Genomic DNA, 14,869 nt, shown 5'->3' on the forward strand with positions numbered 1-14,869 from the left:
TGATTAAGAAGCGTAAAAACAATGGTTAAAAATCCGCGATATGTTGATATATCAACACATGAATCAAAAGTGTTAATTATCGCAGAAGGCTAGGTGACATTTTCGATGACCAAAGTGGATCGGAGAATTCTTAAAACTCAAGAATCCTTGAAAAAAGCTGTTATTGAACTGATGACTGAAAAAAACTTTGATGAGATTACCATTCAGGATATTGCGGACCGGGCAAATGTAAACCGCGGAACCATTTATCTTCATTATCAGGACAAATATGATTTATTGGATAAACTCATAGAGACACACCTTAACGAATTAGGGGAGATGGATAAGTGGGCATGTGAGTTGGATTGGACCGATGCTCTTGTACCTTACTTTGAATATTTTAAGGAAAATTATTTATTTTTTTCGACCATGTTAGCAAGTAAAGGGACACCATCATCTTTTAGAACTCGGCTTTTTGCCTCTTTTATTGAAGGATTTAAAGGTGAGATCGACAGAGAAAGCAGCAGGAATACTGAATTAAGTGAAGATGTTATGTTGCAATATGCTGGAAACGCCTATGTAGGAATAATTGAGTGGTGGATTCGGAATGGAATGCCATATCCGCCGCAAGTTATGGCCAAACAAATCGGGGTTTTGTTAGAGAGAAGTCTATAGTTTATAACAAGAGCGTACTGCATAATTTGCCAGGACGCTCTTGAACTGTAATCATATTTTTCCATTCAGCTGTAATTCAACCCAGCTTGATGAATTAAACAGGAACGAATTATCACCCAATAGGTGTTCCATCAGGCAGTTTAATATCTGGTTTCAATAGAACCACGTCCCCCTTCTCGGGGATTCCTCCAAGGACTAATACTTCTGAATTAAAGCCTGCTATCCGTCGAGGAGGAAAATTGACCACACCTATGATTTGTTCCCCTATAATCTCTTCAGCCACATATCTTTTTGTAATTTGTGCACTCGATGTTTTTATTCCAATATCTTGTCCAAAATCGATTTCAAGTTTAATAGCAGGAACTCTCGCTTCTGCAAAAAACTCAGCTTTAATTATAGTTCCAACCCGAATATCGAGTTTCAAAAAATCATCAATCGTTGCCATGTAAACATTCTCCTCATCGATTGTATTCTTAAAAATTTCGCGATAATCAGTAAACAATTTTAATATTTTGCAACTGTATACTTTAAGGATTTTGCCCAAAAATACATCCCCATACCGAATAAAGTCATGATTCCACCTATGAATTGAAATGCAGACATGATTTCTCCTAAAAATAAGTAGGCGAGAAGTATGGCGAGAACCGGCTCTCCAATAATACCCACTGACACAGTAGTTGCCCCCATTGACTTCAACAGCAGATTAAAAATATATTGACCAAAAATAGTTGGAATTACTGCAAGTAATAAAAAATACGTCCAATCCGACGAGTCATATTCGGTCAAGGAATAATGATTCACCAAATTGTAGACTAGCAGGACACTGCCGCCAAGAAAAAAAACAATCACACTATAAAAATTTGCATTTATTTTGTGACTTACCTTCTGTCCTGCCAGCATATAAGCTGAAATCAAGATTGTTCCTAATAAAGACAACCCATCTCCGATTAGTGCCTCTTTCGAAGTCCCAATGTCTCCCCAAGCTATAATGATTGAACCGATAAGAGCAGCGATCAAACAAAAAATAGTGAATAGGCTTGCTCGTTCTCTAAACATAAAGTAGGAACCAATCATTACAAATAAAGGCTGTAAGGATAAGATGACCATGGAGCTCGCAACTGAGGTATACACCAAAGATTCCATCCAGAATAAGAAATGTAACCCGAGAAAAAGACCAGCCATAAAAACGGTACCCCAATCTTTTTGGGTCATTTTTATGGAACGGAGCATTTTCCAGGGTACGAAAGGAAGCATTAGTATGACTGACATATACAATCTATACATTCCAGCCACGGAGGTTGGAGTGTCTGAGGATTTTATCATGATGGAAGAGATGGAAACCGACAAAATACTGATGAACAGCAAAAAGTATGGATGCAAGGGTAGAGACGTTTTATTTATTTTCATAATGATCCTCTCAGTTGTTTTTGAGCAATTCTCTGTGCACAGAAAATTTGAATAATAAACTGAACTGAGTATAATAATATCACCGCTTTTATTTATTTTGTGTAATTATATCTTTTATTTATATAGGAATATCGTCATAAGAAAGGACCTTCATTTCAATGGAAAAACAATTGCACGAGACCATTCTCTATCCCGATGTTTCATTTCCATACATCATGTACACCCATACAATTCAGGAAAGTTTTCCTAAAGGTAGAGGATTTAACGATTTACATTGGCATGAAGAACTACAGATCACTTTGGTTACTAAGGGAAAACTTGTTATACAAGTGAATGGGGTTGATCATGAATTAGACACAGGCCAGGCCATTTTAATTAATAAGGGTGTTCTTCACGTGACTACCCAGCTTTCACATCACGGCCAATATGTCAGCTTTAATTTTCCGGAGAAGCTGCTTGCCTTTTATGCAGATAGTGCGATGGAAAAAAATTATGTACTGCCTTATACAAACTCTTCCTTACTGTCACTTGTAATTAAAGGAGATGCTGAATGGCAAATTCAAATACTACAAATGCTGTGGGATATGAAACAGAAGTTTGATATGAAAAAAAAATGGGGTTGGGAATATGAGGTATCCATCAAAACGGCACAATTATGGTTAATCTTAATATCTAATATTACTCTTTCTTCTGAGGAAGCACCTAAATACGTGAAAATACAACAGGAAAGACTTCAATTGATGCTTAGCTTTATCCATCAAAACTACGCAAACAACATAACACTACAAGAAATTGCCGCTATAGCACATTTAAGTGTTTCAGAATGCACTCGTAGTTTTAAGCGAACCATTCATATGACACCTTATGATTATTTGATCAAATATCGCATCAAGAAAAGCAGCGAGTTATTAACCTCAACACAATATACCATAACTGAAATAGCCCACAAAGTGGGCTTCAATCATGTAAATCACTTCATTCAGTCTTTTAAAAAACATTATACTAAAACACCTAAAGAATTCCGCAAATTTAGAAATGATTCATGAATTAAGGAAAGAAGTAGCCAGTATTTTGAACTGCAAAAAAGGAGATAGCGCTCGCCATCTCCCTTGCTCTTTCTACTTACACTTCCTGCTTAAAAACATAGTACCTACACAGGTGGTCGGTGAGCGGAGCGGGCAGAATTGTTCTGAAGAAGCGGAGCGTTCGCCTTTGCAACGGGATTTTAACCTTACCAGGTGTCATATAAATGAAAAAATCCCGTTGCAACAGCGATCGGAAGAATAATCTGCACGCGTAGCGCCTCCCCGACATACTCCCAAACAAACAACTATGTTTTTAATCCCCCACCCGATTCAAAAACACCTTCGTCCGCTCCAACTGCGGATTGCCAAAAATCTGCTCCGGTGTACCGGATTCCGCAATTTCTCCATTGTCCATAAAAATGACGCGATCCGCCACATCTCTCGCGAAATTCATTTCGTGGGTCACGATGACCATTGTCATATGCTCTTCAGCCAGCTTTTTGATCACTCGCAGCACCTCGCCCGTCAACTCGGGATCAAGGGCCGAGGTCGGCTCATCAAACAGCAAAATATCAGGGTTCATCATCATTGCCCGGGCAATCGCCACCCGCTGCTTCTGTCCCCCCGACAATCGGGACGGATACGCATCCGCTTTGTCCGCCAAGCCGACTTTAGCGAGCAACTCGGCGCTCTGGCGTCGCAGCTCAGCCTTGCTCACCTTTTTCACCAGCTTTGGAGCCAGTTCCAGATTATCCTGCACCGTCAAATGAGGGAAGAGATTAAAATGCTGAAACACCATGCCCATTCCGGTAGTAATGCTCTTAATGTCGCCTGCCGGAGCATAGTGACCGTTTTCCACCAGGGCTTTATCATGGATGCGAATCGTCCCGCCTGTCACATCCTCCAGATGCACCAAGCTGCGAAGCATGGTACTTTTCCCTGAACCTGAAGGACCGATGACAGCTACAACCTCGCCCGACTTCACGTTAAAGCTCACTCTTTTCAGAACGTCGAGCTGGCCGAATGATTTTTTCAAATCGGTTACTTCTATTGCGTTAGTGTTCATATCCCGACATTCCTTTTACTCGAATTTAAAACGTTTTTCCAGTGCTCTGAAGAATATTGTAAGCACCAAAGCCATCAACAAATAAATAACTGCCGCTACAACATAAGGCACAATCGTGAAATCACGATTTACAGCCGTATTGGCAAAATGCAAAAGTTCCGGTACTGCTACCGCATACAGCAAAGCCGTATCTTTCACCAGGGTCGTCGCCTCATTGGTTACCGCAGGCAAAGCAATCCGTACCATTTGCGGCACAATAACTCTAATCAACGTCTGCGACTTGCTTAAGCCCAGCACTTGCGAAGCCTCGTATTGCCCTTTATCAATCGACAACATCCCGCCTCTAAAAATCTCTGCAAAATAAGCCGCATAATTCAGTACAAATGCCAGTACCGCAGCCGTTGTCCGGTCCAGTACTAGATATTCCCCAATGACAGGCAACATCGGCAGACCAAAACAAAAGAACAATAATTGCAGCAAAAGCGGCGTGCCTCTTATAACATAAATGTACGTGTGCATCAGCCAGGCAATAGGCTTAAACCGACTTTTGGCCAGCAGCGTAACGATAAACCCGAGCGGAATAGACAAGATGAGCGTAATGAAAAATAAAATAACCGTCATCTGTGCCCCTTCAAGCATAGGCTTCATAATTCGTAAAATATATTCCATACTCATAACCTTCGACTCCTAAACCCTTAGTTCATTACATTACGTATTAATTTAATACTTTATCTTCACCGAACCATTTTTTCGAAATCTCAGCCGCTTTTCCGTTCTTGTGCAGCTCATCCAAAGCAGATTGCAGTTGCGTCAACAGCTCTTCATTCCCCTTTTTCACGCCGATGCCATATTCCTCAGGAGCCAGTGATTCATCAAGCAGCTTATACGTCCCTTGTTCCTTGGACATATAATACTTGGCAACAACTTCATCAATGACAACTGCATCCAGACGACCAGTTTTCAGATCTGTCAAAGCAAGAACGTTATCCGGGTACTCCGACACTGACTTCAATTTACTTTTGATCGGATTCGCATCCAGTGCGTCGGCTGCTGAGGACAACGTTTGGAGGCCCACCGTTTTGCCCGCCAGATCAGCCAGCTTGGAAAGACTAGAAGTGGCCGGAACGACAATGACCTGACTATTTTTCAAATATGGCTTCGTGAACAGCACCTTTTCCTTACGCTCATCTGTAATGGTGTATCCATTCCAAATGAGATCAATACGTCCACTGTTCAGCTCGGATTCTTTGGCAGACCAGTCGATCGGCTGGAATTCCACTTGCTTGCCCATTTGTTCCCCGGCCGCCTTCGCATAATCAATATCAAAACCGGTCAGCTCATTATTTTCATCTCTAAAGCCCATCGGCGCGAATTTATCATCAATTCCAATAATCAACTTGCTGTTATCCTTACCGCCGGAACATCCGGCCAACACGATCATAATCAAACCAATCATCATCGTAAACATGGCTGCTTTTCTCATCTTATTCCCCTCCAACAATGGTGACCCCCATATTCAAGAACAGGTGGCAAACGCTTTAGTTCGTTAACACGTTATCAGAGTATCATCATAACATACCGCAGGATACTCGTCGAGAGGGATCAGCGGATTCTTAGCCTTATAAAAATGGAAAACTTGTGACGAAAATTTGACCTGTGTTCTATAATGTAAAACCTTACCTTGACATGTTACCTTATCCGTTTTATTATTTCCTAGTATTCTTATATACTTTTATTTATTTTAAAAATTCAACAACAATAGAATGAAAATCAGCTTGATAGACAGGAGAAATAAAGTCCCATGTACATTTTAAAACGTCTTTTCACGATGCTCATTACGTTATGGATTATCGTCACTTTAACGTTTATTATCATGCACATCATTCCGGGTGATCCGTTCTCGAACGATTCCAAGACTATTCCGGAGGCTGTATTGCAAAACATGCGTGCCAGGTACAATCTGGACAAGCCGCTCGCTGTGCAGTATGTATTGTATCTCAAAAATCTGCTCGTGCTGGATATGGGGCCGTCTATTCAATCGAAAACAACCGACGTAAATATGCTTATCGCCAGAGGCTTTCCACCTTCTGCACTGCTGGGTATTCAATCCATCGTGGTTGCGATTATAGCCGGTATTTCACTCGGAACATTGGCTGCTTTACACCATAATCGACCACTGGATTATATTTCAATGTTTATCGCCATTGTGGGTATTTCCGTCCCCAGCTTCATATTAGCGCCATTGTTAATCAAGTATGTTGCCGTCAAATGGCATCTGCTTCCGGTCGCCTCATGGGGAACCTGGCAGCACACGGTGCTTCCATCGCTAGCTCTCGCTGTTTCACCTCTTGCTGTTATCGCCCGTTTTATGCGGACAAGTATGCTGGAAGTCATGCATGAGGAATACATACGCACCGCCAAAGCGAAAGGGTTGTCCTCTTGGGCAATAGTCATTCGTCACGGACTACGCAATGCATTAATTCCGGTGCTGTCCTTCATCGGACCGCTATTCGCTTCTGTGATTACAGGTACCTTTGTCGTTGAAAAAATATTCGCCATTCCCGGCATCGGTAAATATTTCGTAGACAGTATCTTTAACCGGGATTATCCAGTCATTATGGGTACGACCATTTTCTACAGTGCCATTCTGGTCGTTACCTTATTTCTAATTGATATATCCTATCGCCTTGTCGATCCGCGAATCAAATTAGTCAGCAAAGGAGATTAACATGAAAGCAGCACCTACTGTCGAAAAGGACAGTCTATTTAGTCTTGTAGACCGCAGCCAGATACCCACCCCCACGTTGACCAGACCCCAAGAGTCACCATGGCGGGATCGGCTTCGCAGACTTTTTAACAACAAGCTTGCTCTGTTGGGGTTTTCTCTACTTATCATTATTATTGTGCTAGCGATTGTCGGACCTTCCATGGTTCCTTATGCACCCAGTGATCAATCCCTTTTGAAAACGAACCTCTCTCCTTCGAAAGAGCATTGGTTTGGCACGGATGATCTGGGGAGAGACGTATGGGCACGGACATGGGCCGGAGCTAGAATTTCACTTATGATTGGTTTTGCTGCTGCTGCCATTGATTTGTTGCTTGGCATTCTCGTAGGCTGTGTAGCTGGTTATTGTGCGGGACATGGTAAAACGGGCGACCGAATCGACAATGTCCTGATGCGTATTATTGAAATTTTGTACAGCATTCCTTATCTACTGGTCATCATTCTGTTGCTCGTCATTATGAAGCCCGGCCTGCTCACGATGATTATTGCTCTATCTATTACCGGATGGGTCGGCATGGCTCGGGTGGTACGTGGGCAAATCCTACAGCTCAAGCAGCAGGAATATGTGCTAGCCGCCCGCAGCTTGGGGACATCTCATTCACGCATTATTTTCAGGCATCTGCTGCCGAATGCAGCGGCCATCATAATCGTGAACCTGACGTTCACTATCCCGTCGGCTATCTTTGCCGAATCGTTCCTGAGTTTTCTCGGTCTGGGGATTCAGTCACCTTCAGCAAGCTGGGGAACAATGGCCAACGACTCGCTCGGCGTTATTTTAAGCGGTCAATGGTGGCGCTTATTCTTCCCCGGTCTGATGATATCGCTCACCATGCTAGCGTTCAACACACTTGGAGACGGGCTTCAGGATGCACTTGACCCGCGTTCACAGCATTAACAACACAGATATCCAAATTGGACAAGGAGGGGTGTCACCATGATCCGCAGCTTCTCGCCTAACCGCAGAAAAAACGGCTGTTCCTTTATGGAAGTGCGCACACGCGGCATACCTGCCGGAAAGGAGGTTGAATAAATCCCGGCTGATCGTTTAACTAACCATAATAATGGAGGAAAACCACGATGAAAAAAATGCATTGGATGACGATCATCTTACTTTTAGCCGTAACGGCTTTGGCAGGATGCTCTGGCACTGCAGACAAGACAGCAAGCAACGACTCGTCCGCTGCGTCTCAAGCAGATGTCCCGCAAGAAATTACAGCCAATCTGGCAGGTGGCGAGCCTTATACGCTGGACCCTGCCTTCGCATCAGATACAACGTCCTATTTTGTCATTGATAACCTGTATGAAGGGCTGTATACATACGACAAAGCCGGTAAAATCGTAGAAGGCGCTGCCAGCAAAGTAGACGTGTCTCCTGACGGCAAAACATATACCTTTACCATTCGTGACGGCGCAAAATGGTCGAATGGTGACCCGCTGACAGCTAAGGATTTTGAATACTCCTGGAAACGGGTCCTGAATCCGAAAACGGCTGCCTACGATCCTTCTGCCCTCTACTACATCAAAGGTGCCGAAGCGTACAACACAGGCAAAGGTAAAATTGAAGATGTAGGTGTTACAGCTAAAGATGATAAAACGCTTGTCGTTGAGCTAAAATCACCGCTGAGCTTCTTCCCAACGATTGCTGTCGGTCACGCCTATTTACCCGTGAACCAAGCTGTTGTGGAGAAAAGCGACAAATGGGCAGCTGAAGCTAACACGATTGTCGGCAACGGCGCGTATGTAGCCAAGGAATGGAAACATAACGAGCAAATTACGCTGACGAAAAACGATCAATACTGGAACAAAGATGCCATTACAATGGCAACGATTAACTTTAAAATGGTTCAAGACTCCACAACCTATTATCAAATGTACAAAACAGGCGATTTGGATCTGATCTTGAGCCTTCCCGTGGATACACTGGATCAGGAAAAGAGCAGCAAGGAATTCCTGTCGCACCCATCCTTCAGTGTGTACACGTATTCTTTCAACGTAAAACAAAAGCCGTTTGACAATAAAAAAATCAGACAGGCCATTGCCTACGCCATTGACCGTGAAGCACTGGCTACCAACGTAACCAAAGGTGGCGAAACTCCTGCATACGGATATGTTCCATACGGAACAACAACACCGTCCGGCAAGGACTTCCGTGATGAAGCGCCGAAAAAATACTATGAGTTTGATGCAGCAAAAGCAAAACAATTGCTGGCTGAAGGACTGAAAGAAGAAGGTTTGACCAAGCTGCCACCGATCACCTTCAAGTACAACACGTCGGACAAGCATAAAAAAGTAGCTGAAGCCATTCAAGAAATGCTAAAAACGAACCTGGGCGTTGAAGTGACGCTAGAGAATCAGGAATGGAAAACATACATTGATACCTTTAAGCAAAAGAACTTCCAGATCGCCCGTATGGGCTGGGAAGGAAACTTCCTTGATCCGCTTGGCGTATTGGGACACTATACTTCCAAAAATTCGAACAACTTTACCAACTGGAGCAACCCGGAGTATGACAAGCTGATTGAATCCTCAACCTTTGAGCTTGATCCGGCAAAACGCTTTGAACAGCTTCATCAGGCAGAAGACGTATTGATGGAAGATCTGCCGATTATTCCGATCCAGTTCTCTGCGGATACCGCATTAATCAGCCCTAAAATTCAAGGCATCGTATTTGACGCTCGTTCGAACCCAGATCTACGTTTTGCAAAACGGGTTGAAAAATAATGATATTACGTTTCGGGATCACTGCCCTGATTGTCGGTACCTTAGGATTTTTATACGCCGTCCCCCATCTCATGTATGGTCGTGAAAACCTGGCTACCGCAAATCTGCTATTTCTGTTAGGATTGCTGGGCTTGGTGATCAGTGCGATCTTCCATGTTCTGCAAAGTGGCTTTCTCACCCTCTTTCTGCGGGGATTTGCCGACATCGGGCAGTTATTCATTCGTCAATCCAAGGCATTACAGGAGGAAAATGAACATTTGCGTTCCGATGAATCTCTGTCTGCCTGGAAAACATCCATGTTCCGCCACCTCAAGGTATATACTTCGGGGTGCGGGACGGGACTTTTACTTTGCTCGATAGTATTAATGGGGATGAGTTAAGGAAATGAGAAGCTTTCTTGCGGTTGGTGGACGCTGCGCGTGCAGATTGTTCCTCCGATCGCTTCTCCTGAACAATTCTGCCCGCTCCGCTAGCAACCGCCAATAGAGCTTCTACATGTTTTAGTGATTGGTAAAATGAAAAGAGAGAGTTCCGCAAAGCGTTTGCTAGCAGAGCTCCCTCTTTTTCATTTTTTATATTAACTTTGAAAAGTTTCTCATAGTACTACAAGACTTATTAGTCTTAATAAATGCGCTTTTCCTTCGCTTCTTGCAGCCATGACGGGAACTCGTTAAGTAATAGTTCGTACAGTTGATTGTCTTCCATAGATTCGATATCTTGTATTTGAAAGAAATTGGCGTTATCTACCACACGACCTTCTATGTTGTCGAGCTTTTTTAATACGCCAAAATCGGATTCACCCACACCGATAAATTGCCAGAAAATTGGCTCTCCTGATGAATCAATGACTGCGTTGTCAATATTGTCCCCTTTTCCACGCTTCACACCGCCATCATTAATAAAAATAACAAAAGCCGGATCTGAAGAGGGTTCTTCCTTGGTGTACTTGGCGATGACATCACGCATCACTGGAGGCTCATCATTTCGACCAAACTTGGGCAAATAATCATTGGACAAAATATGTTTTTCAACATAGTTGTCAACGTCATTTTCGGTAACGGATGGCAACCGTGAAAAACGGTGATCATACACCCATACATCCAGTACACCATCATCATCCAAAGAACTTGCTACCGCAACAATTCGCTCCAACACTTTTTGAACGGTACCATTTTTGTACAAACTTCTCATAGATCCTGAAATATCGAGCACTAATCCAACTCTCGCGGTCACATTCGTTAGATTCTTTTTAGTCAGTACCAATTGCGCATTCTTTTTAAGTAAAGAAATACCGCTCATGTTCCCCACGCTCCTCTATGATGTTTTCACTAGTCCATTTAATCTACCATCTGCGTCGTCGCTCGTCGCCACTTAGGGGAAAGTCGCTCAATTCTCCGAGTTGGTCATGTGCAGCCTTATAAATGCGGAGGATAGCTTGCACCTTGTTAAAATCATTGTCTTCCGGTCCGAATCCTTCCATATACATCCTTTGGATGATGTTTTGGAAAAAATCGATACGTTCGCGGACAGAATCCTGCTCGATTTGCAGCACATCTTCAAAGCTGTGTGTCTCAGCAAATTCAGACAGCTCATCAAATTCCTGTTCCTGATATCGCTCTCCCCGAGTTTCGGGATTGAGGTCAATAGAGGTACGCAGGGTTGACAATAAAATATTTTCGCGTGCCAGCATGACATGAAAATCTTTGTTCTTAAACAGATCTGTAACGATCAGACGGCACATTTCCTTGTTCTGCAACAGAATCCCATCAAAGGGATGCAGCGTCCACACACCGTAATTAAAAAATAAATTAAAATTGAAGCTACTGCTCCCATACTGATATACAATGTTGATTTTCGATTCATCGATGATTTCAAATGAAAATTCCAGCATGCATTCTCCTTTGGGATTCCAATATTTAACTCTATCCTATCAGAAAATGCATGATTTTCAATAAAAAATTTTATTTCACAGTTTCATTTAACTCCACAATAGAGTCTGCTTTTTCGCTACTGGCAGCCACGAGTAAAAAGACAATCACACACCCTAAAATAAAGGACATCATACGCTCATTCTCTCCTTTGTCATTTCACTTTTTAAGAGTTTATGCACGAGAATGCTATATATGTTCATCATGTCCTTTATTGTCCACTGCCAAACCAAAGAAAGACGCCCTTGGGACTCACCCTGGCGTCTTTTTTCATAGATTATTATATTATTGTATATTAGCTATCAGTTCAAAAACGAACTTAGACCCTCAGAAGAATGGTTATCCTTCAGTGGTTTGGATTGTTCTTTCCCTTCGATGCCCAAACGTTGGCTAAGGTTGGCATTGATTGCTGTCATTTTACTTGTATAATCATGGCAGCTTTCAATAATCCGACGGTTTGATTTTTCAGACAGATCCAAAGCAGATACCAAATCGCCAATCGCCTGATTCACAGCTTCCAATGACATCGATGGCTTGCTAAGCAGATCTGTCGTTCTTTCGGTCGTCGTTTTGAGAAGCTTCGCATTTTCCTTGAATTGATCCTCAATCGTACGGTTAGTCGCATCAACGGCTGAAATAATTTTATCTTGATCGGCCAGTGCCATCGCGATCATAGCCGATACGGTGATTAGATTCGATGTTTTATCAATCGCATTATTGACAGAATCAATCAGTTTATCATTGTTATCATTAATAATATCCGTTGCTGCAATGGCCTGATTGTATAACAGGATCATTTCAGTCATCGACTGTGTACGAGTAACTACTTTGCGCAATCCCCGTTCCAGATGAGGCTTGCGATTTTCATTTTCCGGCTTGGCAATCTCGGCTTCGAACAGCTCTTTCAAGCGATTACCAAAGGCAATCTTCGTCTGCAAATTGTAGATTTCTTCAATGGAAGCCTTCTTCAACTGTCTCATGCTGACGATGTTTTCTTCCAAATTATCCTTGCCATCTCTCAAGGCAGTAATGATTTTTTCGATGTTGGTCTTCACCGACTGATACTTATAAATGTAGTTTTTCAACGGACTTTTACGCAGGAGCTTGCCAAAAAAACCTACATCTTTACTCTGCTGAAGCGTTTCGCATTCATCTCGGAGTTTTAAGATCATATTCGAGACCTCAGCCCGATCACCGGACATGAGATCGTTTACCGGACGATCCAACATTTTAAGGGTTTGTCCCGCCCGTTCCTGCGTTTTAACCCCCAGCTTACCAATGTCATCCATTAAGGTATCCAGACTCATAACATCGCTTTGCGATACCTTTTGAATCAGCTGCGAAGCCTCCTCAGTCACCTTTTGTTCATCTTCTTTTCTCAATTCAGCCCATGGGGTCGCCATCATGCTAACCTCCTATTCTGAAAACAACTGTTGCTGAGAGCTAATAGTTATTGTTCAGAGCAGCTATGCTGCTGATTTTTATTCTTTAAAGTAACCTACAGTTCGGAACTGCTGTATCGCTGGTGAATAAGCTCTGCTTTGCTCTGTAATTCCATCAGATCCTTATGCTCCACCGTGGATACAATCACAGATATTTTGCTATCCACATCTCGCAATCCGTTTAGTAGCGTCCTCCGGTTGGTCCGTTTCGCATCGCCACTAAGCCGAAGAAACGGGTTAATCAGTCCGTTCAAGTCCTTCAAAATCAATCTCCGAACCGTGTGATTCACTTCACTGTTGTTCAATTCATGCAAAAGCGGGATGACCCGCTGCAAACGTGCAAATAGAGCCAGCGCCTTCTCGACAATCTCGTTATCTAGCGCATCTTTCTGTCCCTCGGAGATCACCATATCCTCCAGTACCTCCAAATACTCCATCACCTGAGCAAATTCACTGCTCACCTGATCTGGTTGACGTACTTGTCCTGTTATAGACTCCGGTCGAACGGCATCTTCCTTTTCATGCTGCTGTGTCTCACCGACCTGCTCCTGCACCACCGGAATCACGGAACCAGTCAGATTAGGTCGAGGATGGCGAACAGCCATGATAAGGCTGTATCCTCCCAGACCAATGATCGGAATCGCCAAACACACAAACAACGGCAACCAAGAACTTAGTAAAAGCGCAATCAGGTAGCTGACCACAGCAATCGTGGCACCCCACATTTTAGAAGTCATAGCTTGTACCTCCTGACGTAAACCCTTACCATATTGTAGAAAACAATATTTGCCTATGTCAATGTAAGGATTGGCGTATCGTGATTGGCTGCTCGATATGACTGGCTAGAATGTCGTATTGCGGGTGCAGTGAACCGATTTCATGACCCAAAGCCGATTTCACCGCCAGGTAAGGAAAATTGATACCTGACAAGCATGATACATGAAGACCTCCCGACATCCGTGGATTGATCTCTAACAGCTTAGCCCGCTCGCCGTTATATTTCACTTGAATGTTATAATTGTACGGAATGTGATACGCCTCAGCGACCTTCTCTGCCACCTTCAACAGCTCAGGATGCTGCTCCAGTAGCCGTAATCGCCCTCCTGCCTTCCTACGCGGAACTGCTGCTAACAATTTTCCGTTTCGGTCAGCCAAGCAGTCGATACTGTATTCGTATCCCTCCAGCAGTTCCATCACCATCAAATTGGGAAACGTCTCTGTGGAAGACAATACGCGATAGGCCTCCTCGAACGAAATATGATTCAGCGCATGACCGAACAGTTCCTCCAGTGGATTGCGTTCATTATCGATGATACGAAAGCCCATACCGCCTTCTGCATTACATGGCTTGAAGCATACCTTGTGCCCAAGCGCTATTAATGACTCATACGCCTGTCTAAACTGCTCGGCATTACTGGCAATGGCATAATCGGGAATGGTGACAATATCTTTTTGACGAATGGATTCATAAAATAGGTCCTTCTCCATCAATTGCTCCAGCAGTTCGGTATCCCGGCACACCATTACTTCTGTACCAATATCGTCGAACAAATAAAGATGCTTGCTAATATCGAGCATATTCCACCGTGGAATAAAGACATCAATTTCATGTCGCCTGCAAAAATCAGCACAAAACTGTGCATACTCGACACCGCTCGTGCGCGGCTCAACTTCAGCTACATCACTGGCCTGTAGTGCCATGTGCTGCGGATCCGAATGTGTGGTATAGATCTCGAACGGAATACCGTCCTCATTGTTACGAATAGCGTTCATATAATGATACACCACCGAAAACCAGCGGTTAAAATACACTTTGACCTTCTTCACAGCGCCACGTCCCC

17 protein-coding genes are annotated in these 14,869 nt (G+C 43.3%); 7 read left to right on the forward strand and 10 right to left on the reverse strand.

Translation table 11 applies throughout. From position 1 onward, the window contains the following. The first annotated feature begins 105 nt into the window (after positions 1-105). Positions 106-654 carry a TetR/AcrR family transcriptional regulator gene (locus tag ACXHJ2_RS18340; protein ID WP_025676170.1) on the forward strand — a complete coding sequence of 183 codons (549 nt, stop codon included), beginning with the start codon at positions 106-108 and terminating at the stop codon, positions 652-654. 112 nt (positions 655-766) lie between these two features. Here ACXHJ2_RS18340 and csaA read toward each other — a convergent pair whose 3' ends face one another. Beyond that, positions 767-1,099 (reverse strand): chaperone CsaA, encoded by a 333-nt coding sequence (csaA, locus tag ACXHJ2_RS18345; protein ID WP_165080212.1) that lies wholly within the window; start codon positions 1,097-1,099, stop codon positions 767-769. Positions 1,100-1,158: 59 nt separating this feature from the next. Beyond that, positions 1,159-2,001: a DMT family transporter gene (locus tag ACXHJ2_RS18350; RefSeq protein ID WP_457874264.1), complete on the reverse strand. Its 843-nt coding sequence runs from the start codon at positions 1,999-2,001 to the stop codon at positions 1,159-1,161. Here ACXHJ2_RS18350 and ACXHJ2_RS18355 point away from each other — a divergent pair. Continuing rightward, positions 1,913-2,116, forward strand: coding sequence for a hypothetical protein (locus ACXHJ2_RS18355; RefSeq protein ID WP_230493775.1), 204 nt, complete (start codon positions 1,913-1,915; stop codon positions 2,114-2,116). The genes ACXHJ2_RS18350 and ACXHJ2_RS18355 overlap by 89 nt on opposite strands. A 103-nt stretch (positions 2,117-2,219) precedes the next feature. After that, a complete protein-coding gene (locus ACXHJ2_RS18360; RefSeq protein ID WP_165080208.1) occupies positions 2,220-3,107 on the forward strand; it encodes an AraC family transcriptional regulator in 888 nt (295 codons plus the stop codon). A 292-nt stretch (positions 3,108-3,399) separates the two neighbouring features. Here the strand turns inward: ACXHJ2_RS18360 and ACXHJ2_RS18365 are convergent, their stop codons facing one another. From ACXHJ2_RS18365 to ACXHJ2_RS18375, 3 genes are read right to left on the reverse strand one after another with little or no spacing between them, the layout of a single operon-like run. Then, complete coding sequence (locus tag ACXHJ2_RS18365; protein WP_013369637.1) at positions 3,400-4,152, reverse strand: amino acid ABC transporter ATP-binding protein; 753 nt, start codon at positions 4,150-4,152, stop codon at positions 3,400-3,402. A 15-nt stretch (positions 4,153-4,167) separates the two neighbouring features. Next, positions 4,168-4,827 (reverse strand): amino acid ABC transporter permease, encoded by a 660-nt coding sequence (locus ACXHJ2_RS18370; protein WP_017426315.1) that lies wholly within the window; start codon positions 4,825-4,827, stop codon positions 4,168-4,170. A 40-nt stretch (positions 4,828-4,867) separates the two neighbouring features. Then, complete coding sequence (locus ACXHJ2_RS18375; protein ID WP_013369635.1) at positions 4,868-5,635, reverse strand: amino acid ABC transporter substrate-binding protein; 768 nt, start codon at positions 5,633-5,635, stop codon at positions 4,868-4,870. Positions 5,636-5,953: 318 nt separating this feature from the next. Here ACXHJ2_RS18375 and ACXHJ2_RS18380 point away from each other — a divergent pair, with 318 nt between their 5' ends. The 4 genes from ACXHJ2_RS18380 (at position 5,954) to ACXHJ2_RS18395 (ending at position 10,038) form a co-directional block, all read left to right on the forward strand. Beyond that, positions 5,954-6,880 carry an ABC transporter permease gene (locus ACXHJ2_RS18380; protein WP_013369634.1) on the forward strand — a complete coding sequence of 309 codons (927 nt, stop codon included), beginning with the start codon at positions 5,954-5,956 and terminating at the stop codon, positions 6,878-6,880. A gap of 1 nt (position 6,881) precedes the next feature. Further along, entirely contained in the window at positions 6,882-7,832 is a 951-nt protein-coding gene (locus ACXHJ2_RS18385) for an ABC transporter permease (protein WP_025676164.1), read from the forward strand. Positions 7,833-8,014: 182 nt separating this feature from the next. Then, positions 8,015-9,658 (forward strand): peptide ABC transporter substrate-binding protein, encoded by a 1,644-nt coding sequence (locus ACXHJ2_RS18390; protein ID WP_017426313.1) that lies wholly within the window; start codon positions 8,015-8,017, stop codon positions 9,656-9,658. Continuing rightward, positions 9,658-10,038: a DUF3899 domain-containing protein gene (locus ACXHJ2_RS18395; protein ID WP_165080206.1), complete on the forward strand. Its 381-nt coding sequence runs from the start codon at positions 9,658-9,660 to the stop codon at positions 10,036-10,038. The genes ACXHJ2_RS18390 and ACXHJ2_RS18395 overlap by 1 nt, the downstream gene beginning before the upstream one ends. Positions 10,039-10,279: 241 nt before the next feature. Here the strand turns inward: ACXHJ2_RS18395 and ACXHJ2_RS18400 are convergent, their stop codons facing one another. The 5 genes from ACXHJ2_RS18400 to ACXHJ2_RS18420 form a co-directional block, all read right to left on the reverse strand. Beyond that, the gene (locus ACXHJ2_RS18400) at positions 10,280-10,957 is read right to left on the reverse strand and encodes a vWA domain-containing protein (protein ID WP_064962505.1); all 678 of its coding nucleotides are present in this window, start codon (positions 10,955-10,957) and stop codon (positions 10,280-10,282) included. Positions 10,958-11,000: 43 nt separating this feature from the next. Next, on the reverse strand, positions 11,001-11,549 hold the full coding sequence (locus tag ACXHJ2_RS18405; RefSeq protein ID WP_013369629.1) for a hypothetical protein: 549 nt from the start codon (positions 11,547-11,549) through the stop codon (positions 11,001-11,003). Positions 11,550-11,888: 339 nt separating this feature from the next. Continuing rightward, positions 11,889-12,989: a toxic anion resistance protein gene (locus ACXHJ2_RS18410; RefSeq protein WP_058711024.1), complete on the reverse strand. Its 1,101-nt coding sequence runs from the start codon at positions 12,987-12,989 to the stop codon at positions 11,889-11,891. Positions 12,990-13,084: 95 nt separating this feature from the next. Continuing rightward, positions 13,085-13,765: a hypothetical protein gene (locus ACXHJ2_RS18415; RefSeq protein WP_058829016.1), complete on the reverse strand. Its 681-nt coding sequence runs from the start codon at positions 13,763-13,765 to the stop codon at positions 13,085-13,087. A gap of 58 nt (positions 13,766-13,823) precedes the next feature. Continuing rightward, the gene (locus ACXHJ2_RS18420; RefSeq protein ID WP_165080203.1) at positions 13,824-14,855 is read right to left on the reverse strand and encodes an ATP-grasp domain-containing protein; all 1,032 of its coding nucleotides are present in this window, start codon (positions 14,853-14,855) and stop codon (positions 13,824-13,826) included. Positions 14,856-14,869: the final 14 nt, after the last annotated feature.

The sequence above is a fragment of the Paenibacillus sp. ALE3 genome (assembly GCF_054113405.1).